The 23,427-nt window shown below is 40.3% G+C and carries 20 protein-coding genes and 2 tRNA genes; 20 read left to right on the forward strand and 2 right to left on the reverse strand.

Annotated features, from left to right (window positions below):
- Nucleotides 1–4 precede the first annotated feature (4 nt).
- From BMX30_RS20945 to BMX30_RS21010, 13 genes are all read left to right on the forward strand, one after another.
- On the forward strand, nucleotides 5–961 hold the full coding sequence (locus BMX30_RS20945; RefSeq protein ID WP_090750003.1) for a ribose-phosphate diphosphokinase: 957 nt from the start codon (nucleotides 5–7) through the stop codon (nucleotides 959–961).
- Between the two features lie 330 nt (nucleotides 962–1,291).
- On the forward strand, nucleotides 1,292–1,933 hold the full coding sequence (locus BMX30_RS20955; protein ID WP_090750007.1) for a 50S ribosomal protein L25/general stress protein Ctc: 642 nt from the start codon (nucleotides 1,292–1,294) through the stop codon (nucleotides 1,931–1,933).
- 113 nt (nucleotides 1,934–2,046) lie between these two features.
- Complete coding sequence (gene pth / locus BMX30_RS20960) at nucleotides 2,047–2,607, forward strand: aminoacyl-tRNA hydrolase (protein WP_090750009.1); 561 nt, start codon at nucleotides 2,047–2,049, stop codon at nucleotides 2,605–2,607.
- Nucleotides 2,608–2,704: 97 nt separating this feature from the next.
- Complete coding sequence (fin, locus tag BMX30_RS20965; RefSeq protein WP_090750011.1) at nucleotides 2,705–2,935, forward strand: anti-sigma-F factor Fin; 231 nt, start codon at nucleotides 2,705–2,707, stop codon at nucleotides 2,933–2,935.
- 141 nt (nucleotides 2,936–3,076) lie between these two features.
- Nucleotides 3,077–6,613, forward strand: coding sequence for a transcription-repair coupling factor (gene mfd / locus BMX30_RS20970; protein WP_090750013.1), 3,537 nt, complete (start codon nucleotides 3,077–3,079; stop codon nucleotides 6,611–6,613).
- Nucleotides 6,614–7,181: 568 nt separating this feature from the next.
- Nucleotides 7,182–7,718 carry a stage V sporulation protein T gene (gene spoVT / locus BMX30_RS20975; protein ID WP_090750015.1) on the forward strand — a complete coding sequence of 179 codons (537 nt, stop codon included), beginning with the start codon at nucleotides 7,182–7,184 and terminating at the stop codon, nucleotides 7,716–7,718.
- Nucleotides 7,719–7,887: 169 nt separating this feature from the next.
- Entirely contained in the window at nucleotides 7,888–9,504 is a 1,617-nt protein-coding gene (locus BMX30_RS20980) for a putative polysaccharide biosynthesis protein (RefSeq protein WP_090750017.1), read from the forward strand.
- Nucleotides 9,501–10,958: a bifunctional methyltransferase/pyrophosphohydrolase YabN gene (yabN, locus tag BMX30_RS20985; protein ID WP_090750020.1), complete on the forward strand. Its 1,458-nt coding sequence runs from the start codon at nucleotides 9,501–9,503 to the stop codon at nucleotides 10,956–10,958. The genes BMX30_RS20980 and yabN overlap by 4 nt, the downstream gene beginning before the upstream one ends.
- A gap of 13 nt (nucleotides 10,959–10,971) precedes the next feature.
- A complete protein-coding gene (locus tag BMX30_RS20990) occupies nucleotides 10,972–11,238 on the forward strand; it encodes an RNA-binding S4 domain-containing protein (protein WP_090750022.1) in 267 nt (88 codons plus the stop codon).
- Nucleotides 11,239–11,315: 77 nt separating this feature from the next.
- The gene (yabP, locus tag BMX30_RS20995) at nucleotides 11,316–11,618 is read left to right on the forward strand and encodes a sporulation protein YabP (protein WP_090750025.1); all 303 of its coding nucleotides are present in this window, start codon (nucleotides 11,316–11,318) and stop codon (nucleotides 11,616–11,618) included.
- Nucleotides 11,615–12,247 (forward strand): spore cortex biosynthesis protein YabQ, encoded by a 633-nt coding sequence (gene yabQ / locus BMX30_RS21000; protein ID WP_090750027.1) that lies wholly within the window; start codon nucleotides 11,615–11,617, stop codon nucleotides 12,245–12,247. The genes yabP and yabQ overlap by 4 nt, the downstream gene beginning before the upstream one ends.
- A gap of 15 nt (nucleotides 12,248–12,262) precedes the next feature.
- Nucleotides 12,263–12,637 (forward strand): FtsB family cell division protein, encoded by a 375-nt coding sequence (locus BMX30_RS21005; RefSeq protein WP_090750029.1) that lies wholly within the window; start codon nucleotides 12,263–12,265, stop codon nucleotides 12,635–12,637.
- A gap of 90 nt (nucleotides 12,638–12,727) precedes the next feature.
- Nucleotides 12,728–13,153 carry a S1 domain-containing RNA-binding protein gene (locus BMX30_RS21010; protein ID WP_090750031.1) on the forward strand — a complete coding sequence of 142 codons (426 nt, stop codon included), beginning with the start codon at nucleotides 12,728–12,730 and terminating at the stop codon, nucleotides 13,151–13,153.
- A gap of 530 nt (nucleotides 13,154–13,683) precedes the next feature.
- Here BMX30_RS21010 and BMX30_RS21015 read toward each other — a convergent pair.
- Both BMX30_RS21015 and BMX30_RS21020 read right to left on the reverse strand, forming a co-directional pair.
- A tRNA-Glu gene (locus tag BMX30_RS21015) sits at nucleotides 13,684–13,755 on the reverse strand.
- Between the two features lie 160 nt (nucleotides 13,756–13,915).
- A tRNA-Met gene (locus BMX30_RS21020) sits at nucleotides 13,916–13,989 on the reverse strand.
- 200 nt (nucleotides 13,990–14,189) lie between these two features.
- On the opposite strand from BMX30_RS21020, the gene spoIIE reads away from it, so the two are divergent.
- The 7 genes from spoIIE (at nucleotide 14,190) to BMX30_RS21055 (ending at nucleotide 23,417) form a co-directional block, all read left to right on the forward strand.
- On the forward strand, nucleotides 14,190–16,661 hold the full coding sequence (spoIIE, locus tag BMX30_RS21025) for a stage II sporulation protein E (RefSeq protein WP_090750033.1): 2,472 nt from the start codon (nucleotides 14,190–14,192) through the stop codon (nucleotides 16,659–16,661).
- A gap of 87 nt (nucleotides 16,662–16,748) precedes the next feature.
- The gene (locus BMX30_RS21030) at nucleotides 16,749–17,489 is read left to right on the forward strand and encodes a vWA domain-containing protein (protein WP_090750035.1); all 741 of its coding nucleotides are present in this window, start codon (nucleotides 16,749–16,751) and stop codon (nucleotides 17,487–17,489) included.
- Nucleotides 17,458–18,429: a protein kinase domain-containing protein gene (locus BMX30_RS21035; RefSeq protein WP_090750037.1), complete on the forward strand. Its 972-nt coding sequence runs from the start codon at nucleotides 17,458–17,460 to the stop codon at nucleotides 18,427–18,429. Before BMX30_RS21030 ends, BMX30_RS21035 begins: the two co-directional genes overlap by 32 nt.
- 66 nt (nucleotides 18,430–18,495) lie before the next feature.
- The gene (tilS, locus tag BMX30_RS21040; RefSeq protein ID WP_090750040.1) at nucleotides 18,496–19,878 is read left to right on the forward strand and encodes a tRNA lysidine(34) synthetase TilS; all 1,383 of its coding nucleotides are present in this window, start codon (nucleotides 18,496–18,498) and stop codon (nucleotides 19,876–19,878) included.
- 23 nt (nucleotides 19,879–19,901) lie between these two features.
- Nucleotides 19,902–20,447 (forward strand): hypoxanthine phosphoribosyltransferase, encoded by a 546-nt coding sequence (gene hpt / locus BMX30_RS21045; RefSeq protein ID WP_211482091.1) that lies wholly within the window; start codon nucleotides 19,902–19,904, stop codon nucleotides 20,445–20,447.
- 104 nt (nucleotides 20,448–20,551) lie between these two features.
- Nucleotides 20,552–22,522, forward strand: a complete 1,971-nt coding sequence (ftsH, locus tag BMX30_RS21050; RefSeq protein ID WP_090750042.1) for an ATP-dependent zinc metalloprotease FtsH — start codon at nucleotides 20,552–20,554, stop codon at nucleotides 22,520–22,522.
- Nucleotides 22,523–22,637: 115 nt separating this feature from the next.
- Nucleotides 22,638–23,417, forward strand: a complete 780-nt coding sequence (locus tag BMX30_RS21055) for a type III pantothenate kinase (RefSeq protein ID WP_090750043.1) — start codon at nucleotides 22,638–22,640, stop codon at nucleotides 23,415–23,417.
- Nucleotides 23,418–23,427: the final 10 nt, after the last annotated feature.

Consider the following 23,427-nt stretch of genomic DNA (forward strand, 5'->3'; position numbering starts at 1 on the left):
CTTAATGACGAATCAATATTTAGACCCAAACCTAAAAGTATTTACGCTAAACTCAAACAAAGCACTTGCTGAAGAAATTGCTAAAGTCATCGGTGTCGAATTAGGGAAATGCTCTGTATCAAGATTCAGCGATGGAGAAATTCAAATTAATATTGAAGAAAGTATCCGTGGATGTGATGTCTATGTTATCCAATCCACAAGTAGCCCGGTGAATGAAAATATTATGGAATTATTGATTATGATTGATGCGTTAAAACGCGCTTCTGCAAAAACAATCAATTTAGTGGTTCCATACTATGGATACGCACGTCAGGATCGTAAAGCGAGAGCTCGTGAGCCAATCACCTCTAAACTTGTTGCCAATCTACTTGAAACGGCAGGTGCTACACGTGTTATCACACTCGACTTGCATGCTCCACAGATCCAAGGTTTCTTTGATATTCCAACAGACCAGCTAATGGGTGTTCCAATCTTGGCCGATTATTTTAAAAATCGTGAGTTCAGTGGAGATATAGTTATCGTATCACCTGACCATGGTGGTGTAACTAGAGCAAGGAAAATGGCGGAACGCTTAAAGGCTCCTATCGCAATTATCGACAAACGCCGTCCAAAACCAAATGTAGCAGAGGTTATGAACATTGTCGGGAATATCGAAGGAAAAACGGCTATCTTAATCGACGACATCATTGATACAGCTGGAACGATTACTCTTGCAGCAAATGCACTTGTTGAAAACGGAGCGGTTGAAGTACTAGCATGCTGTACGCACCCAGTTCTTTCGGGTCCAGCAATTGAGCGAATTCAAAACTCTCAAATCAAGGAGTTAGTTGTAACAAATACGATTGCCCTTCCGGAAGAAAAGCGGATTGATAAAATTGTTGAATTATCTGTCGCACCATTAATTGGTGAAGCAATTATTCGTGTCCACGAAGAGCAATCAGTTAGTACGTTATTTGATTAATACACTCCTGGTAGAAGGCTTGCCTAAGGCTAGCCTTTTTTCCATTTCAATCGTCCCTACTAAATTAGACGTTTAGATTATTGCTTTTTGGGGCATTTTTTAAATGATAGGCTGTGTAAAATCACATTGTTTATTTTACATACTGTTGATTGGAGCGGAAGGCACGAAGACTCCTGCGGGAGTGCAAGGCCAAGGGAGACCCCGCAGGAGCAAAGCGACGAGGAGGCTCCCGGACTGCCCGCGGAAAGCGAAGTGCCTGGAGTGGAAATCAACAGCGTTTGGCACGGCTTAATGATAAGTCTAAATATGTAGTTGGAAGGGGACATAAGAATGAGTGCTGTATTAAAAGCAAGTGAACGTAGTGATTCTTCACAAAAATCAAGCTTAAATCGACTTCGGGCTGAGGGGAATATCCCAGCTGTAATTTATGGAAGTAAAAGGGAAAGTAAATCTGTGTATGTTGATAGTATTGAATTTATTAAAACGATTCGAGAAGTTGGCAGAAACGGAATTATCTCGCTTGATGTAGACGGGAATAAAACGGATGTTATGTTAAGTGACTATCAGCAGGATTCCATTAAAGGGGATATCTTGCATGCGGACTTCTTTGCCGTAGATATGAAGGCAGAAAGGGAAGCAACTGTAAGGTTAGCATTAGTTGGAGAGGCAGCAGGTGTAAAGGATGGAGGCGTTCTACAGCAGCCTGTCCATGAACTATCTGTAACAGCGACTCCAACCAATATTCCTCAAGTGATAGAGCTAGATGTTTCGAATCTTCAAGTAAATGAAAACTTGACTGTTGCAGATTTGAAGAATACGAGTGGAAGCTATTCGATTAATGATGAGGATTCCTTAGTGCTTGTATCCATTCTTCCTCCGAAGCAAGAAGAGGAAATCAACTCAGGAGAAGAGCAGGAGCAAGGAACTCCAGAGAATGAAGAAGGCAGGGAAACAGAGTCATCTGAAAGCTAGCAGAATAGACGTAACCTTAAGGGTTGCGTCTTTTATGCTTTCCAATCAAAAGTGTAAAGTGGCAGACTGTTAATAGAGAAAGAATCAACCGGAAGGGAAATGGGTGGGAAGCTATGAAATTAATCGTCGGATTAGGTAATCCAGGAAAACCATATGAAAATACTAGGCATAATATAGGTTTTGAAGTAATTGATGAACTCTCAAAACGCTTTAATATTCCATTAAGTCAAGCGAAGTTTAAAGGAATGTTTGGTGCAGGGTTAATTAAAGGAGAAAAGGTCATCCTTTTAAAACCGCTGACCTACATGAATTTATCAGGTGAATCGATTGGAGCTGTAATGGACTATTACGATATCGCCGTTGATGACTTAGTAGTGATCTATGATGATTTGGATCTTCCGACAGGTAAAATAAGATTAAGACAAAAGGGAAGCGCTGGAGGACATAATGGCATTCGTTCGACGATTGCTCACGTTGGTACACAAGAGTTTAAACGGATTCGTGTGGGAATTAGTCGACCACAAAACGGGATGGCGATCACCGACTATGTTCTGGGGAGATTTACAAAGGAAGAGCAGCTTGATATGGAAAAGGCGGTTAAAAAGGCTTGTGATGCTTGTGAAGCTTGGGTCGATATTCCATTCCTCCAAGTAATGAATCAATTTAATCAATGATCATAAGTTTATACTAGGAACATAAAATAGGCTAAGTGAATAAGTTCCTCCTAATCCGTAAATAATAGGAATGATAGGATATTAGGGAGGGAATCACATGGCTATGAATTATTATTGCCGTCATTGTGGAACAAAAATAGGTACATTGGATCGATTGTCAGTTCAAAGTGAAAGCCTAGGTTTCCATAAGCTGACAGAAGAGGAACGCCATGATATGATAACTTATGAAAGTAATGGTGACATTCAAATAAAGTCAATCTGTGAGGATTGTCAGGAATCATATGAGCGCAACCCTAGCTATCATGAAAATGATTATCTGATTCACTGACACGCTTTGGACGTTGGTTCAAAGCATTTTTCTATTTTTTTTATAGCAACAATACTTTATAGAAATTCAAGCAAGCTAGATATATTCTAGCTCCAGTGCCAAAGAAGGCCTGGGGCATTTCTTAGTGAGGGAGAGGTTGGGATGCAAGGGCTGAAAGCTCTTTTTAGTCGGCAGGATGATGTCCATTCTGTTGTTTCTGGGATGGAGGAAGGCTTAAAAGAACAACTTGTGGCTGGCCTATCTGGCTCAGCAAGACCTGTTTTTTTAGCCTCTATATACGAAAATACAAATCGAACAGTTCTTGTTGTTACGCATAACCTACTACAGGCACAAAAGCTGTATGATGATTTACTAGGATTAATGGGGGAGAATGAGGTCTATCTATACCCGGCAAATGAGTTGATTGCCGCGGAGCTAAGTATATCCTCTCCTGAATTGAAAGCGCAACGCATTGAGGCGTTAAATCACATGGCCTCAGGTAAAAAGGGGATTGTCATAGCGCCAATGGCTGGTTTTAGAAAGATTCTACCTCCTAAAGAGCTATGGTCGAATTTCCAACTACATTTTACAGTAGGCGAAGAAATTGAAGTGGAAACGGTGCTAAAACAGTTTATTGATATGGGATATGTGCGTTCAGAGTTAGTTTCGGCGCCTGGAGAATTCAGTGTTAGGGGCGGCATCATTGATATTTATCCCCTTACGGCTGTTGACCCCTATCGAATTGAACTTTTTGATACCGAGGTGGATTCGATACGTTCCTTTTCTTTAGAAGACCAACGTTCTAAAGATAAGTTAGAGACGGTCAAGATTGGTCCAGCCACCGAAATTTTACTTGAAACAAACCAACTTGAGAAGTTGATAACGGGTCTTGAATCGGGTTTAGCAAAAAGTTTGAAAAAGCTAAAGGATGAAAAAGCCAAGAACCAACTGATTCAAAACATCGGATATGAGCTTGAACAGCTTAAGAACGGTCAGAAACCGGACCAATTATTTAAATATTTATCCATCGCATATGGACAACATCACAGTTTGCTAGATTACCTGAGTGCTGAGGGACTTATTTTCATAGATGAGATTAGTCGAGTTCAAGAAATGAATGAGTCGCTAAATAAAGAAGAGGCAGAGTGGTATACAAGTCTTCTTGGTGAAGGACAAATCGTCCATGACCTAAAAATATCTCACCATTTACCAGATCTGTTGCAACAGACAGCGAAGCCAATTATTTATACAAGTCTCTTTTTAAGACATGTTCCGAATACCAACCCTCAAAATATCATCAATGTTTCATGCAAGCCAATGCAAAATTTCCATGGGCAAATGAATGTTTTAAAAGCGGAAATCGAGCGCTGGAAAAAGGGGAATTATGCTGTCGTTCTATTGGGGCCCGATGAAGAACGGACACATAAATTGGAACGCGTTTTAGAGGATTATGAAATTGAAGCTATTCGTGTCGCGAATACCGATTCGATTATATTTGATAAGGTCCAAATTATTCAAGGTAGCCTGAATAGCGGGTTTGAAATGCCCATTCAAAAAATTGCAGTTATTACGGAAGAAGAGCTTTTTAATAAAAAAACGAAGCGGCCAAAGCGCCGCCAAAAACTATCAAATGCAGAACGAATTAAAAGTTATTCAGAATTAAAGGTAGGCGACTATGTTGTCCATGTAAATCATGGAATTGGAAAGTATTTAGGGATTGAGACTCTAATTATTAATGGTGTACATAAGGATTATCTACATATTCGCTACCAAGGGTCAGATAAACTATATGTACCGGTTGAACAGATTGATCTTGTTCAGAAATATGTCGGGTCTGAGGGAAAAGAACCTAAGGTATACAAACTTGGAGGGAATGATTGGAAGCGGGTTAAGAATAAGGTCCAATCCTCCGTTCAGGATATTGCTGATGATTTGATTAAGCTTTATGCCGAAAGAGAGGCCAGCAGGGGTTATGCCTTTTCACCAGATGGTGATATGCAAAGGGAGTTTGAAACGTCTTTCCCTTATGAGGAAACTGAAGATCAGATCCGGTCAATTCACGAAATTAAGCTAGATATGGAAAATGAACGACCGATGGACCGTCTTCTTTGTGGAGATGTTGGTTATGGGAAGACAGAAGTAGCCATAAGGGCAGCCTTTAAAGCGATTGCGGATGGAAAGCAGGTTGCGTTGCTCGTTCCGACTACTATTTTGGCTCAGCAACATTTTGAAACGATACGGGAAAGATTTCAGGAGTATCCGATTAATATTGGACTTTTAAGTCGGTTCCGGACTCGAAAACAACAAACCGAAACAATTAAGGGGCTAAAAGCTGGCACAATTGACATTGTCATCGGAACTCATCGAATCTTATCAAAGGATATAACTTATCGAGATTTAGGGTTACTGATTATTGATGAGGAACAACGTTTTGGTGTCACTCATAAAGAAAAAATCAAACAATTAAAAACGAATGTGGATGTTCTTACTCTGACAGCGACCCCAATCCCTCGAACACTTCATATGTCGATGTTAGGTGTTCGTGATCTATCGGTCATTGAAACACCACCGGAAAATCGTTTCCCGATTCAGACCTATGTTATGGAGTATAACGGTGGACTCGTTCGTGAAGCGATTGAAAGGGAACTTGCAAGAGATGGGCAGGTCTATTTCCTGTATAATCGTGTCGAGGATATTGAGAGGAAGGCTGAAGAAATTTCAATGCTTGTCCCTGATGCTAGAGTTACCTATGCCCATGGGAAAATGTCCGAGAATGAGCTAGAGTCTGTTATGCTCGGTTTTCTTGAGGGTGAGTATGATGTCCTAGTTAGCACGACGATTATTGAAACAGGTGTGGATATCCCGAATGTAAACACATTACTCGTCCATGACGCTGATAAAATGGGATTGTCCCAACTTTATCAGTTAAGAGGACGTGTTGGCCGCTCTAACCGTGTTGCTTATGCTTACTTTACTTATCGAAAGGATAAAGTACTAACGGAGGTAGCTGAAAAGCGCCTACAGGCCATTAAGGAATTTACCGAGCTTGGTTCGGGCTTTAAAATTGCAATGCGAGACTTATCTATCCGTGGCGCGGGGAATTTATTAGGCGCTGAGCAACATGGTTTCATCGATTCAGTTGGATTCGATTTATACTCACAAATGTTGAAAGAAGCGATTGAAGAAAGAAGACCAGATCATGAACAAAAGATCCGACCTTCTGTTGAAATTGATTTAGAAGTAGATGCGTATATTCCAGATACCTATATAAAAGATGGGCATCAAAAGATTGAAATGTATAAGCGATTCCGTGGACTCGAAACGATAAACGATATGGAAGAACTTCAGGAAGAAATGATCGATCGATTTGGCGATTATCCAGAAGAGGTAGCAAACCTATTTAAGGTCACTGAGTTGAAAATATTTGCGGGAATGGCTGGCGTTCAAACCATTAAACAAGCCAAACAGGAAATTACAGTTCATGTATCTGAAGATGGTACTAGTCGTATTGATGGACAAAAGGTTTTTAAAATAAGCAATCAATACCGAAAGAATGTAGGACTCGGAATGGATGGAAGTAAGCTAAAAATCGTTATCCATACAAAGGGGCTACAAAAAGATGACTGGCTCAATATTACGTTTGAAATGATCAAGGGGCTTCACGATTCTGTGAAAGAAGAAGAGAACTCTGTATCTTAACCATATGGATGTAACACAAATGTAAAATTGGAAAGTGTTTCAAAATTCACAGACAAGGGTAATGGATAAGTATCAATAAATTGGAATGTTTATCCTACCTCAACTGGTGGTAATTACCCTATTGTATAGGTCTGCTTCTTTGAAATTGGCTCTGTTAAAGGACATTGTTGAATTTGCTTACCGTTGATTGAAGCGGAAGGTGCTTGACTCCTCGAAAATGAACTGCACATTATCTCGTGCGTGGGCGTATTCGAGGAAGTTATTCAGAGTCCTGCGGGAGCAGCGGGACAGGTGAGACCCCGCAGGAGCGCAGCGACGAGGAGGCTCACCGCCCGCCCCGCTGTTCGCTGAGCACCTGGAGCGGAAATCAACATTCTTGTTTAACAGAGCCTTGAATTTAGCAGCTCTTAATAAAAGAATCCTTACCATCTGAGAGAAAATATTCTTGGATATGAATAGAACTTTCCATATGAAAGATACTAAGTTCAATCATGGTAATGGTGGATAAATAAAGGGTTCAACCATCATTGTCAAATTCAATCATCAGATGAAAGTGAGGCAACGTTGGATGAAAGCAACTGGTATTGTTCGTCGTATCGATGATTTAGGTAGAGTGGTAATTCCGAAGGAGATTCGGAGAACACTGAGAATTCGTGAGGGTGACCCGTTAGAGATTTTTGTTGACCGTGATGGGGAAGTTATTTTAAAGAAATATTCTCCAATTAGCGAATTAAGTGACTTTGCTAAGGAATATGCAGAGGCCTTATATGACAGTCTTGGGAATCCTGTACTTATATGTGATCGTGACACCTTCATTGCTATAGCTGGAGGTTCAAAAAAGGAATACTTAAATAAAAATATAAGTGAGCTTGTTGAAAAAACAATGGAAGAACGCACATCTGTACTTATGAATCAACAAGGCACTGTGGCTTTAGTTGATGGAATCGATGATACTGTTTCAGGCTATACAATTGCCCCAATTATTGCAAACGGAGACCCTATTGGGGGCGTAATCATCTATTCTAAAGAAGGAACTTTAGGTGAAGTTGAACAGAAAGCAGTTGAAACAGCCGCTGGATTCTTAGCGAGACAGATGGAGCAGTAGAAGGCTCTGATAATATAATTAACTAAAGGGGGCTGACCCCAAAAGCCATCTAGCTTTTGGGGTCAGCCCCCTTATTGTTTAATGAGCAATATTACAGACTCCCTAGTTCAATTCATGGAGATACTTTATGCTATAATATTTTGATAATGCTATTGGAAGGAGTTGGGCGATGAAGCCCGTTACAGGATCGCAGGATCTCTTCAAAGGAGCAATGATTTTAACCGTCGCTGCTTTAGTGACGAAATTATTAAGCGCTGTATATCGAGTCCCATTTCAAAATATTGTTGGGGATATTGGTTTTTATATATATCAACAGGTGTACCCCTTTTATGGAATCATACTAATTTTATCTACTCATGGTTTCCCTGTTGTTATCTCAAAGCTATACAAAGAACGAATAGCGATAGGGAAACGTCAAGAGGCAACAAGACTTTTAGCCATCTCATTATTCTTTCTTAACCTAATCGGCCTAGGTCTATTTTTAAGTTTTTTTCTAGGGGCACAATGGCTGGCATCAATCATGGGAGATGAGCAACTTGCCAACCTTTTTAGAATCATGGCATTTCCATTTCTTATCTTTCCGTTCACCTCCGTTTTCAGAGGTTACTTTCAAGGGCAAGGAAATATGGTTCCAACAGCTATTTCACAAGTAGGGGAGCAACTTATTCGAGTTGTGACCATCCTTTTGCTTTCATTTATCTTTATTCAAGCAGGTTATTCCTTGTATACAGCTGGCAGCGGAGCAGTCTTTGGATCAGTAACAGGAGGCTTGGTAGGTTTAGTTATTCTGGGGTTCTTCTTTTTTCATTCCCAGGATCGTACTCTAATGAATGTATACAGATTTAAGGATTTAACGAAAGAGGCAATACCGATTATAAAGACATTGATGTTTCAAGGTTTCGCTATCAGTGTAAGTGGCATGGTTTTGATCCTTCTTCAGCTGGCTGATTCCCTCAATCTCTACAATATTCTAACGACGGGTGTATTAACCGATGATGAGGCAAAAGTAGCAAAGGGAGTTTTTGATAGAGGCCAACCATTGATTCAGTTGGGGACCGTTGTTGCTACCTCGATGGCATTGTCGCTAGTGCCAGCCATCACTGGAGAAAAGCGAAAGCAACAGATTATTCATAACGTGAGGATTGCCTTGCAATTAAGCCTTCTTGTTGGTGCAGGTGCTGCAATCGGGTTATTTAGTATCATTGAGCCAACTAATAGGATGTTATTTCAAGACGAACAAGGTTCATTTGTTCTTGGGTTGCTAAGCCTTGTTATTCTCCCAGGTTCAATCATGATTACCGTTATAGGAATTCTTCAAGGAGTGAATCAGTCTCTCTATCCTGCGGTCATTGTTTTATTCGGCTTTGGACTTAAATTTATCCTTAATTATTGTTTAGTTCCTTTCAGTGCGACAAATGGTGCAGCGATTGCGACACTATTAGCGGTTTTCGTGATGTTGGTGTTTCTAGTTGTGAGACTTAGAAAGATAATGAAGCAACAGATATTGGCTACAGGATATATTGTAAAAGTGTTAATGGCTGCTGGTATAATGGGGGTTTTTCTCCACTTCTATTTGTTTCTGACGGATTTTCTCTATTTGTACTCAGTCCATTCGCGGATGATTGCCACTTTCCAGGCTCTTAGTGCGGTTGCATTCGGAGCTGTTGCTTATATAGTGATTGTCATTAAGAGTAAATTATTGCAGGAAAAAGAACTTCTGATGCTCCCATTTGGAAGCAAGCTATTGTTTTTATTGCCAAAAAAGACAGGAGACGATAATAAATGAAAAAAGTTCTAGTACTAGGTTTAGGGGCGGGTGACATCGAGCAAGTCCCTTTTGGAGTGTATAAGAAATTAATGGAGCAAGAAAATCTTTATTTGCGTACTAGGGAACATCCGGTAATCTCTGAACTTGAAGAACAAGGGATAAGTTTTACTTCGTTTGATGCTATTTATGAGCAAAACAGTGAGTTTGCAGCAGTTTATGATGAAATTTGTGAGCAACTATTATCAAAGGCGGAAACAGCTTCCGTAGTATATGCAGTGCCAGGTCATCCATTAGTAGCGGAAAGAACCGTTCAATTATTATTGGAAAGGGGAAAAGACCGTGGAATTGAAATAGAGATCGGTGGAGGACAAAGCTTTTTAGATGCAATTTTTCAAGCGTTAAAAATTGATCCGATAGAAGGGTTCCAATTGCTTGACGGTACTTCCCTGTCCACGGACATGATACGGTTAGATACCCATACCATTATTGGTCAAGTTTATGATCGGTTTGTTGCTTCAGAGGTGAAATTGAGCTTAATGGAAAAGCTACCAGATGAATATATGGTGGCCATTGTAACAGCCGCCGGCAGTCAAGCGGAGGAAATAAAGTGGATTCCCCTATTTGAGCTTGATCGAGAAACAGAGGTACATAATCTAACTTCTATCTATGTTCCGCCAGTAAAGGAGGACCATGTCCTTTACCGTGAGTTCGGCACCCTCCGCAAGATTATCGCAGACCTTAGAGGACCGAATGGCTGCCCATGGGATAAAAAGCAAACGCATCAATCCTTAAAAAAGTATCTAATTGAAGAAGCTTATGAACTAATTGAAGCTATTAATAATGAGGATATTGATCATATGATTGAAGAGCTCGGAGATGTACTGCTACAAGTCATGCTTCATGCTCAAATTGGGGATGATGACGGCTATTTTACGATAGAGGATGTCATTGAGGGAATTTCAGAAAAAATGGTCCGGAGGCATCCACATGTGTTTGGAAATGTGGAGGCTGAAAATGTCGAAGAGGTTCTTAAAAATTGGGAAGAAATTAAGCAAGAGGAAAAGGGAGTCACCCAGAAGTCACTTCTTGATGGTGTAGGAAAAGGGTTACCCAATCTATTAAGAGCAACTGAGTTACAAAAAGAAGCTGCAAAAGTCGGATTTGACTGGCCTGATATTGAGCCTGTCTTAGCGAAAGTACAAGAGGAGATATCAGAACTACAGGAAGCAAAACAACAAGGAAAGCTGAAAGATATGGAGCTTGAATTTGGGGACGTATTATTTGCGTTAGTGAATGTAGCAAGACATTATAAAATAGACCCTGAAGAGGCTTTATTTAAAACGAATCAGAAGTTCTACCGCCGTTTTACTCATATAGAAGAAAAGGTAGCGGCAGGCAATCGACCGTTTAATGAGTATAGCCTAGAAGAACTCGATGCATTTTGGGTCGAAGCAAAAGAAAAAGGGAAATAGGAGTTGAAATGAAATGAGATTAGATAAATTTTTAAAAGTTTCTAGATTAATAAAACGTCGTACAATGGCAAAGGAAGTATCGGATCAAGGAAGGATTTTAGTCAATGGTATAGCAGCAAAGGCCAGTACGAATGTAAAGGTGGGGGATGAACTTACCGTTCGGTTTGGTCAGAGAGTAGTCACCGTGAAAATTGATCGTATTCAAGAAACAACTCGGAAAGAAGAAGCGGCCGAGATGTATACGGTTGTTAAAGAAGAAAGACTTTCTGAGACAGAATAAATAGGCTTGTTCTAATCAGTCCCTTACATTCATACATATGTACAAACCGTGTATATCACGATTGTGGGGGATTAAATATGAGCCAATACTTTGAAACAAATCAGCAAAAAACCAATACTCCTGAACATGATGTTATCATGAGGGGAAGACGTACACTAGAGATTTCTGGTGTCAAGCAGGTTGAGAGCTTTGATAATGAGGAATTTTTACTAGAAACAGTCATGGGTTTTCTAGCCATTCGGGGACAAAATTTACAAATGAAGAACCTGGATGTTGATAGTGGGGTTGTTTCCATTAAAGGACGAGTATTTGATCTAGTGTATCTCGACGACCAACACGGGGAGAAAGCTAAAGGATTCTTTAGCAAGCTGTTCAGATGACGCTGACTACACAATTTCTTACCATGCTATCAATGATAGGTATGGGAAGTTTTTTTGGGGCCTCTCTAGATACGTATAATCGCTTCTTGCAGAGGCGTAAAAGGAAAAGCTGGATCGTTTTTTTAAATGATATCCTTTTTTGGATTCTTCAAGCCCTGTTCATATTCTATGTTTTATTTAGCGTTAATGAAGGTGAGTTGCGATTCTATATCTTTATCGCCCTGCTTTGTGGATTCGCCGCCTATCAGAGTTTGTTGAAACGAGCTTATTTAAGATGTCTTGAATGGTTGATTGCTCTGTCGATTTCGACCTATAAAATTTCTGTTAATATCTTTCAAGCGATGGTCTATCGACCGCTTCGCTTTCTGCTTTTATCAATTATTTCTTTAATTGTGTTAACCGGCAAAGGCATGTTCACTTTATTAAAGACATGTTTATCCATACTGTACTGGATTCTTAAGGTGGCATGGAAACCAATTCAACTAATCTTGTCACTTTTGTGGAAACTTTTGCCGAAAAAGATTAAAAAAACCGTCGAGAAATTATATAATAAAATGGCAGGATTTATCCATCGGTTCAAGAATTACACTATATCAATGATAAAAAAGCTTAAATCCATTAGAAAATAAGGAGGACCGCGAGGAATGAATGCCATTAGAAAACGGAATATCACCAAACTAGAAAACGATTATATGCAGCAGAGCGAAAAAGCAGGTCTTGCAGATAAAAGAAAGAGAAAACGGCTATTCAGACGCCTCGCAGTCTTATCCGTCTTTGTCATCGTTCTTTCCTTTTCTATGATTTCAACCTTTATTTCCAAAACTTCTGCCTTAGAGCAGAAGCTGGAAGAGCGAAAAGCGCTTAAAACAGAGCTTACTAATCTTGAGAAGCAACAGGTGATTCTCAATGAAGAAATTGTGAAATTAAATGACGAAGAATATATTGCAAAGTTAGCACGGAGAGATTATTTCTTATCGCAAGAAGGCGAGATTATTTTTAACTTACCTGAGGGAAACTGAACTGTGGTTTAATTGACACTCTTTTTTTATGTTCGGTATAATATAATGTAAATTTGATTTTCTATATCTTTAAGGAGGAAAAATCTTTTTATGTCAATCGAAGTAGGCAGCAAGTTGCAAGGGAAAGTAACAGGCATTACGAATTTCGGAGCATTTGTGGAGCTGCCGGAGGGTTCTACAGGACTTGTCCACATTAGTGAAGTTGCTGACAGTTATGTAAAAGATATCAACGATCACCTAAAGGTTGGCGATCAAGTCGAAGTAAAGGTCATTAATGTTGAGAAAGACGGCAAGATTGGTTTATCCATTAAGAAAGCAGTCGACAAACCTGAAAGACCAGCAAGACCAGATTCCAAACGCCCGCGTAATAGTAAGCCGAATGATAACCGCAATAGTCGTCCTGAAAATTTTGAATCAAAAATGGCGAAGTTTTTAAAGGATAGTGAGGATCGTCTCTCTTCATTAAAGCGCAATACTGAGTCAAAGCGTGGTGGCAGAGGGGCTAAAAGAGGTTAACTTGCTGCTGAATGTATTCATATAGAAAAAGCTGATGACAGGTCATTATTGATCTGTCTTTTTTTATTTAGGGCTAAGTCGCTTTAAGAAAGTAGTTATCAATCAAATTCCAACGCAACAGCATACAAACTGGGGTATTTATTCCCCGTACAGGGAATAAACGGTCTTAAACAGGGAATAAAATGATCAAAACAGGGAATAAAATTACCTTTTTCAGAAAAATCGATAAGGGGTGAGGGTATTATAACGTAGTTTTTCCACCAAAACGGCTGATTAGAGCTGAAACTGTGATGAAAATACCCCCCAAAAAAGTCTTTTACTAGTATAGGTAATTAGGTTTTGAACCGAAAACGCACTTTTTTGTGTTCTGTAAGTAATAGTAGAGACCTAGGAGTATATAAGTTGAGCGACATACCACAATGGGTATGTCGCTTTCGTTTTCAATGGATGGTTCATGTTACATGGAAAGCATTTAGGATTAGCTATCCGGAAACACAAAAAAGCACTGGTATGTCCAGTGCTTTTTAGAATGACCCCTACGGGATTCGAACCCGTGTTACCGCCGTGAAAGGGCGGTGTCTTAACCGCTTGACCAAGGGGCCGTGATTTTATTGTCCAGCTGCGGCGCCTAGCGACTAGTGGACTTCACGCTTCTCCCTACGATAAGTCAAGCACGAATGCGCTAAAGCTCTTCGTGTTTCCTTTATCTCAGTCGAAGCTCCAGTCCATACGTCGCTGAACAGGCGCCTTCGCTTTTCTATATAGCGGCGGAGGGAGTCGAACCCACGACCTTTCGGGTATGAACCGAATGCTCTAGCCAGCTGAGCTACACCGCCAAAGTGTAATGCCTTTAAGGCACAAGATATATAATACCGAGAGAAGTTAAAACTGTCAATAAAAAATTGAAAGAATCTTGTCGGTTTTTTTCACATAAACAGTCGAACGAAAAAAGGATGCTTGTCCCTGATTTTGACAAATTTTTGACCTTTTATTCCCTATAATGAACAACATCAATAAAATGCGGGGAGTGTATGGAATGCAAAATGTAGAAAGGACTGTGGTGAAGCCTACAAGTGAGGTTAATCTTGCGAAACCAAGATTTGAGTTATCTAAGATCTTGACTAAGATGCAGACATCGATTGAAAGCTTTTTCCTCAAAAAGGGGTATATCTTTCTTTTTATTGGATTCCTTCTGGGCAGGGCACTAATTTTAGCGAAGTTGACGCCTTTTAGTCTTCCCTTTTTTGCGGCCGTCTTTTTTATCCGAAGAGATCGTGCACCGATTGCTCTCCTTGGTCTGGTTGCTGGAGCGGCAACGTTATCCCTGGGTGAAGCAGCATTTACTTTTAGTACGATTGTCTTATTTTTAGTACTATTTCGGTTTGTGTCGAATTGGATGAAAAATGAGTTTAAAGGTCTCCCTATCTTAGTATTTACCACTATTTTAACAATAGAATTACTACAGACAGTGATTACCAATAACGGTTTTACGGTATATGGAAGCGCAATGGCTGGTATCGAGGCTGGGTTAGGACTGATTCTAGCGTTTATATTTTTACAGAGTATCCCTTTAATGACCGCAAGTAAGCGGAGGCAGTCTTTAAAGACAGAGGAGATTGTCTGTTTAATAATCATGCTTGCTTCTATTATGACAGGAACCATTGGTTGGACTTTATACGATATATCCGTTGAACATACGTTGGCCCGATACCTTGTTTTAATATTTTCATATGTAGCTGGAGCGACAGTGGGGTCAACGGTAGGAGTTGTAACTGGGCTCATCTTTAGTCTTGCGAATCTTTCAAGTTTCTTTCATATGAGCCTTCTCGCCTTTGCGGGCCTTTTAGGAGGATTGTTAAAAGAGGGTAGGAAAATTGGCGTTTCCATTGGTTTATTAATTGCAACGCTCCTAATTGGAATGTACGGCGAAACGGGAGTGCCAGTCAGCAAAATGTTACTTGAATCAGGAGTAGCTATCTTGTTATTTCTATTAACGCCAAGTGTGCTTACTTCTAAAATAGCAAAATATATACCTGGAACGGCTGAATATACCGCTGAGCAGCAGCAATATATGAGAAAAATGAGAGATGTGACCGCACGTAGGGTGGCACAATTTTCAAATGTCTTTCAGGCGCTGTCTAAAAGCTTTTCCACAATTGAAGAAAATCCAGATGGGGAAGAACCAGACCGTGACCTTGATTATTTCTTGAGCAATGTCACAGAAAAAACTTGTCAAACCTGCTTTAAGAAAGATCACTGCTGGGCAAGAAACTTTAATACAACCTATGAATACATGAGTGAAATTATGCATGAATTAGATCAAACAGGCTCCATTTCGCCAAAACTTTCAAGAGATTGGGATAAGCACTGTACTCGCTCCAAAAAAGTGAATGATATTATGCAGCAACAACTTACTTTTTATCAGGCGAATCGTAAATTAAAAAAACAAGTGCAGGAAAGTAGGAAATTGGTAGCAAACCAGCTACTAGGTGTATCAGAAGTGATGGGCGATTTTGCAAAAGAGATTCAACGTGAACGGGAAAATCATCATAAGCAAGAAGAACAGATTTTAAGTGCGCTTCAGGAATTTGGGATTCAAATTGAACATGTTGAAATCTACAGTCTTGAACAGGGAAGTGTCGATATTGATATGACCATACCTTATTGTGGAGGCCACGGGGAATGCGAAAAGCTTATTGCCCCTATGCTTTCCGACATTCTTGGGGAAACCATTCTTGTTGATTTAGAGGAATGCTCAACCATTCCGAATGGGTTCTGCCATGTAACCTTCAGGTCGGCCAAAGCCTTTGCGGTTACAACGGGCGTTGCTCACGCAGCCAAGGATGGCGATTTAATCTCAGGAGACAGTTATTCTACTATTGAACTTGGAGGAGGGAAATTTGCTATTGCCATCAGTGATGGGATGGGTAATGGTGAACGAGCGCATACAGAAAGTCAAGAAACGCTCAAACTCCTGCAGCAAATTCTCCAATCTGGTATCGAGGAAAAGGTTGCAATTAAGTCGGTCAACTCGATTTTATCTTTAAGAACAACAGATGAGATTTTTTCGACGCTTGATTTGGCGATGATTGACTTACAGAATGCATCCGCACGATTCTTAAAGATAGGCTCGACACCAAGTTTTATAAAAAGAGGAAGTAAAATTATAAAAGTGCAGGCTAGCAATCTACCGATGGGAATTTTACAAGAATTCGAGGTAGATGTAGTAAGTGATCAGCTTAAGGCTGGTGATTTGCTCGTGATGATGAGCGATGGGGTCTTTGAGGGACCAAAGCATGTTGAAAACTATGATTTATGGATGAAGCGGAAGATTGGTGAGCTCGAAACCAACGACCCCCAAGCAGTAGCCGATTTGATTATGGAAGAAGTGATTCGCTCTCGCTCCGGGATGATTGATGACGATATGACCGTGGTGGTTGCTAAAATTGACCATAATATCCCTAAATGGGCCTCTATTCCAGTGCAGAATATGAAAAAAGAAGCTTAATTTTATAATATATGTAAAACTAGTATATTTTATCCGTTCCTCGTCGAAAATGGTAACAAATTAACTGGATACGGAGGGATAAATTCGATGAGAACGGGCACTTTAAAGCAAATCTTATTGATTACTGATGGATGTTCAAATCAAGGTGAAGATCCAATTGCAATGGCTACACTAGCAAGGGAACAAGGGGTAACCATAAATGTCATTGGTGTAATGGAACAAGATGTTATCGATGATCAAGGGTTGAAGGAAATCGAAGGGATTGCTCTTTCTGGTGGAGGTGTGAGCCAGGTAGTGTATTCACAGCAGCTTTCCCAGACTGTTCAAATGGTAACGAGGAAGGCTATGACTCAAACCTTGCAAGGAGTTGTAAATAAAGAGCTGCAGCAAATCCTCGGTGGAACTAAGAAAATGGAAGATTTGCCTCCTGAAAAACGGGGAGAAATAATGGAAGTTGTTGACGAATTAGGGGAAACTGTCGAACTAGATGTGTTGATTCTAGTGGATACTAGTGCGAGTATGACTCATAAACTTCCTACGGTTAAAGAGGCCTTGCTCGACCTTAGTTTAAGTTTAAATGCCCGTTCTGGTTCGAATCGTTTTTCTGTGTTCGCCTTCCCTGGAAAAAAAGTAGAGGTAGAGAAACTGCTCGATTGGACGCCAAATTTAGAATCTCTTACAACGATTTTTTCAAAGCTTTCGACTGGAGGGATTACCCCAACTGGACCTGCAATCAAGGAAGCGATTAGCTATTTCCAGCAGAAAAAACGGTCACTAAGGAGTATGCTATCCCGTGATGATGAACAATTCTTTGAAGAGTCTATCTAAACTAAGTCCAGGGACAGTGATACATGGGAAGTGGCATCGGAATCAGTATACAATCATTAAAGAGCTTGGCAATGGTGCCAATGGAGTTGTCTACCTTGTTCGCGACAGCAGTCGACAAGTTGCTCTTAAAATTAGTGACAATCCTTCCTCAATTATCTCAGAGGTCAATGTTTTAAAATCCTTTACCAAGGTCCAGGGATCTGCCCTTGGGCCTTCTTTGTTTGATGTGGATGACTGGGAAACGGTGGGCAAGCAGTTCAGCTTCTATGTGATGGAATTCATTAAAGGGCCGAACCTTTTGACCTTTATACAACAAAAGGGGCCAGAGTGGCTAGGCGTTTTATTGCTTCAGCTTCTAGCTGACTTAGATGTATTACATGAAAAAGGCTGGGTGTTTGGAGACTTAAAGCCGGAAAACTTATTAGTAAATGGACCTCCTATTCGAGTGCGGTGTATTGATGTTGGTGGAACAACTATAAAAGGGAGAGCAATCAAGGAATTTACGGAGTTTTACGATCGTGGCTATTGGGGTATGGGGAGTCGTAAAGCTGATGAGCGCTATGATTTATTTGCTGTCGCCATGGTTATTATTAACACGGCCTATCCTGGGCGGTTTAACAAGACAACAGGCGGAATATCTCAGTTAATGGGAATGGTGAAGCAGAAGCCTGAATTGAACTTATATCAATCAATAATAAAAAATGCCTTATCGGGGAATTATCAGACTGCCGGTGAGATGAGAAGAGACGTTTTGGCCGCCTTGCAGCCACGTAAACAAAAAAGCGATGCAGGAAATCAAGTAAAATCAAGAAGTCAGCTCCATAGGAATGGGGCGAAGAGAAATGTAACTAAGAAGAAAGGCGGTTTGTTTGAGACCGCTCTTATTATCCTAACCCTATCGTTTCTATATTTTTTTTATATTTATGTTCAGATTCTATAATTCGCTTGAAACCTTTCATGCGTTTTTCCGTATAATAGGGATAGCATCTACAAAGGGAAGAATATAATGGAAAAAAAGGTCGAACGATTTCTAGCAAGCCATGGATTTAGTTTACATGGTAAATCATTAGCAGTTGGTGTATCGGGGGGGCCAGACTCTCTTGCCTTATTGCATTATTTATGGACAGTAAGTCAAAAAAGTAAGCTGAGAATTGTTGCTATACATGTTGATCACATGTTCAGAGGGAAGGAGTCATATGAGGAAGCCTTATTCGTTCGCGACTTTTGTCAGAAAAGGAACATTCCGTTCGAAATGCAACAAGCGAATGTACCCGAGTATATTGAACAAACGGGGAAGAGTTCTCAGTTGGCTGCTCGTGAACTAAGATACAGTTTTTTTGAGCAAATGATGAAAAAACATCGATTAAGTTACTTGGCATTAGGTCATCATGGAGATGACCAAGTTGAAACGATTTTAATGCGGTTAACTAGAGGGAGTTCTGGTAGGGCAAGGGCAGGCATTCCATTTATCAGGGCCTTTGAGGCTGGGTTTATTATTCGCCCGTTTTTGAACCTGTCGAAACAAGACCTTGAAAGCTATTGTGAACGCCATCAGCTTGAGCCACGAAGAGATTCGAGTAACGAAAAGGAAACCTATAGTCGAAATCGTTTCAGGAAGATTGTTCTTCCATTTTTAAAAAAGGAAAACCCACTAGTTCATGAGCATTTTCAACGTTTTAGTGAAGAAATGGAAACAGATGATGCTTATTTGACTGAATTAACTTCATTGAAAATGAATAAAGTAATGGAGAAAACCAAGGAAGAAGTCATCATTACGATTGGTGCCTTTCTAGAAATGCCAATGCCTTTACAAAGGAGAGGGATTAAACTAATATTAAACTATCTTTATGAAGAACAACCTTCTTCACTTTCAGCTGTACATATCGATAGTATTTTTTCAATGATCCGTAATCCGCATCCCTCCGGCTCACTTGATTTTCCAAGTGGATTAAAAGTGATTCGTTCCTATGGGAAATGTTCTTTTCAACTTCGTCCCATTGATTCTCAGCCATATGAGTACAAGCTATATGGTCCTGGAAGTATACAATTGCCAGAAGGCGGAGTCATTATAGCGGATTATTACTCTAATCAAGTAGATGAACAGCAAGGCATCGTTTCGTTTCTTGTCAATATTGAAGAAACGGGCTTACCGTTGATTATTCGAACAAGAAGAGCTGGTGACCGGATGACATTGAAAGGAATGGTGGGTTCAAAGAAGCTTAAAGAAATTTTCATCAACGAAAAAATCCCAATCAGCGAGAGGGATAAATGGCCAATTATTACTGACAATGTTGGAAACATTCTTTGGTTGCCAGGCTTAAAAAAATCCAGCCATGCAACAGAAGGCGTCGAAGTCGGTAAGTTAATGTATCTACACTATAAGCAATGATTTCTTCAGGGGGCACAAGAATCATGAAACAAGATATTGAAAAAGTATTAATTTCAGAAGAAGAATTACAAGAAAAGACAAGAGAACTTGCCGCTAAATTAACAGAGGACTATAAAGATCTTTATCCTCTTACCATTGGTGTGTTAAAAGGGGCAATGCCTTTTATGGGCGACCTGCTTAAGCGTATGGACACTTATCTAGAAATGGATTTCATGGATGTTTCTAGTTATGGGAATTCTACTGTTTCATCTGGTGAAGTAAAGATTCTCAAAGACCTTGATACTTCTGTAGAGGGTCGTGATGTCTTAATTATTGAAGACATTATTGATAGTGGACTGACGCTTAGCTATTTAGTAGAGCTATTCCGCTACAGGAAAGCTAAATCAATTAAGATTGTTACCCTACTAGATAAGCCTTCTGGTCGCAAGGTTGATCTTCAGGCAGATTATGTAGGTTTTATCGTTCCAGACGAGTTTGTCGTCGGTTATGGCTTAGATTATGCGGAAAGATACCGAAACCTTCCTTACATAGGGGTTTTAAAGCCAGAGATTTATACAAAAAGCGAGTAAAATGTTTTGAAAGACACGTTGGTGACAAGGTGAATTCCTTGTATAGCGATAATTTTGTGTGATAAGATTTACTATAGTCTGTTGAGCGTGGGAGGAGGTAAGGGATGAATCGGATTTTCCGTAATACCATCTTTTATTTATTAATATTTTTAGTCATCATTGGTGTTGTTAGCTTCTTTAATGGAAGTAACCAGCCTACAGTGCCAGTTGCTTATGATCAATTCATTGAAGACCTTGAAAATGGCAAAGTAGAGTCACTTACCATACAGCCAGAACGTGGCGTCTATGAAGTAAGAGGGCAAATGGTAGGAGCCGAAGATGAATCTTTTATTACTTATGTTTGGAACAGTGAGGCTCAGCTAGCGGAGATAAGGTCGTTTGCTGAAACCGCTAATGTGGAGGTATTGCCAGCTAAGGAAACGAGCGGCTGGGTTACATTCTTAACATCGATTATTCCGTTCGTAATCATCTTTATCTTATTCTTCTTCTTGTTAAACCAAGCACAGGGTGGCGGAAGCCGAGTGATGAACTTCGGTAAAAGTAAAGCCAAACTGTACAATGACGAGAAGAAAAAGGTGCGTTTTAAGGATGTTGCGGGTGCAGATGAAGAGAAACAAGAACTTGTAGAGGTAGTTGAATTCTTGAAGGATCCTCGTAAATTTGCTGAATTAGGAGCGAGAATTCCTAAGGGGATTTTGTTAGTTGGACCTCCTGGTACAGGTAAAACCTTGCTTGCTCGTGCTGTTGCGGGTGAGGCAGGCACACCATTCTTCTCAATCAGTGGTTCTGATTTTGTGGAAATGTTTGTTGGTGTGGGTGCATCTCGTGTGCGTGATTTGTTCGAAAATGCGAAGAAAAATGCACCATGTATTATCTTCATTGATGAAATTGATGCAGTTGGTCGTCAGCGTGGAGCTGGTCTCGGTGGTGGACATGATGAGCGTGAGCAAACGTTGAACCAATTGCTTGTTGAAATGGATGGATTTGGCGCTAATGAAGGAATTATCATTGTTGCTGCAACAAACCGTCCGGATATTCTTGACCCAGCGTTGTTAAGACCTGGTCGTTTTGACCGTCAAATTACAGTTGACCGCCCAGATGTTAATGGTCGTGAGGCTGTTCTACACGTACATGCACGCAATAAGCCGTTATCTGATTCTGTAAATATGCGCGCGATTGCGCAACGCACACCAGGATTCTCTGGTGCCGATCTTGAAAACCTTCTTAATGAAGCAGCTCTTGTAGCAGCTCGTCGAGACAAGAAGAAAATCGAGATGGAAGATATTGATGAGGCAACCGACCGTGTCATAGCTGGACCAGCGAAAAAGAACCGGGTGATTTCGAAAAAGGAACGAAACATCGTAGCCTTTCATGAGAGTGGACATACGGTTATTGGTCTGACTTTGGACGATGCGGATATTGTTCATAAAGTGACCATTGTACCAAGGGGTCAGGCTGGTGGATATGCGGTCATGATGCCTAGGGAAGATCGTTACTTCATGACAAAGCCAGAGCTGCTTGACAAAATTACGGGCCTTCTTGGCGGCCGTGTTGCTGAAGAGATTGTCTTTGGTGAAGTTAGTACTGGTGCCCACAACGACTTCCAGCGAGCAACTGGAATTGCCAGAAAAATGGTAACCGAGTATGGAATGAGCGATAAACTAGGACCACTTCAATTTGGTCAGGCACAAGGTGGCCAAGTGTTCCTTGGGCGTGACATTGGCAACGAACAGAATTACTCTGATGCCATTGCCTATGAAATTGATCTCGAGATTCAACGAATTATTAAGGAGTGTTATGCGAAGGCGAAACAAATCCTTACAGATAACCGGGATAAACTTGATATCATTGCTCAGACATTATTGGAAGTGGAAACTCTAGATGCAGAACAAATTAAACACCTGGCCGATCATGGGACTCTTCCTGATCGTAGTTCTTCCACAACGGTAAAAACTGGTGATGAAGATCTGAAGGTTAACATCAACAAGAAAAAAGATGAACCAGAAGAAAAGCCTCAATCAAATGAGGAAAATAACGATCAAGAGAACGAAAACGAAGATAAACCTAAAGAATAAACATGTGAGGCGCTCCTTTAAAGAGCGTCTTTTTTCTTTTAGGATTATAAAAATCTATGGTATGATGTTGGCAGGTTTGGGATTCGAAAAAATTTTCTTTTAAGTGGTGATAGATATGATATTTGTAATTGACGTAGGGAATACGAATATTGTTTTGGGTGTTTATGATCAGGATGAATTGAAACATCATTGGAGAATTGAAACGAACCGTCATAAAAGTGAAGATGAGTATGGAATGGCGGTTAAGGCATTGTTTGAACATGTTAACTTATCATTCCGTGCTATCGATGGCATCATTATCTCCTCTGTTGTTCCACCAATTATGTTTGCTTTAGAAAGAATGTGTCAAAAATATTTTCATATCAAACCTTTTGTTGTTGGTCCTGGCATAAAAACGGGCTTAAACATCAAATATGAAAACCCTCGTGAAGTAGGAGCTGATCGTATTGTAAATGCGGTTGCGGGTATACAGGAATATGGAAGTCCGTTAATCATTGTTGATTTTGGAACAGCGACTACATATTGTTACATCAATGAACACAAACAATATATGGGTGGCGCGATAGCTCCGGGAATTGGAATATCGACGGAAGCCCTTTATTCAAAGGCAGCTAAATTGCCTAGGATTGAAATTACTCGACCTGATGACATTATCGGCAAGAATACCGTAGCTGCCATGCAGTCAGGAATTTTATATGGATATGTTGGTCAAGTGGAGGGAATAGTTAAACGGATGAAAGCCATCGGCGGACCTGATCCTACCGTCATTGCAACGGGGGGACTAGCAGGGTTAATTGCTGATGAATCTAGCGTCATTGATATTGTCGACCCATATTTAACCCTTAAGGGTCTTCAGCTAATCTATAAGCGTAATCAGGAAACTACTAAAAGCTAACATGTATGTC

This window comes from Mesobacillus persicus, from assembly GCF_900109925.1.
GTDB lineage: Bacteria > Bacillota > Bacilli > Bacillales > Cytobacillaceae > Mesobacillus_B > Mesobacillus_B persicus.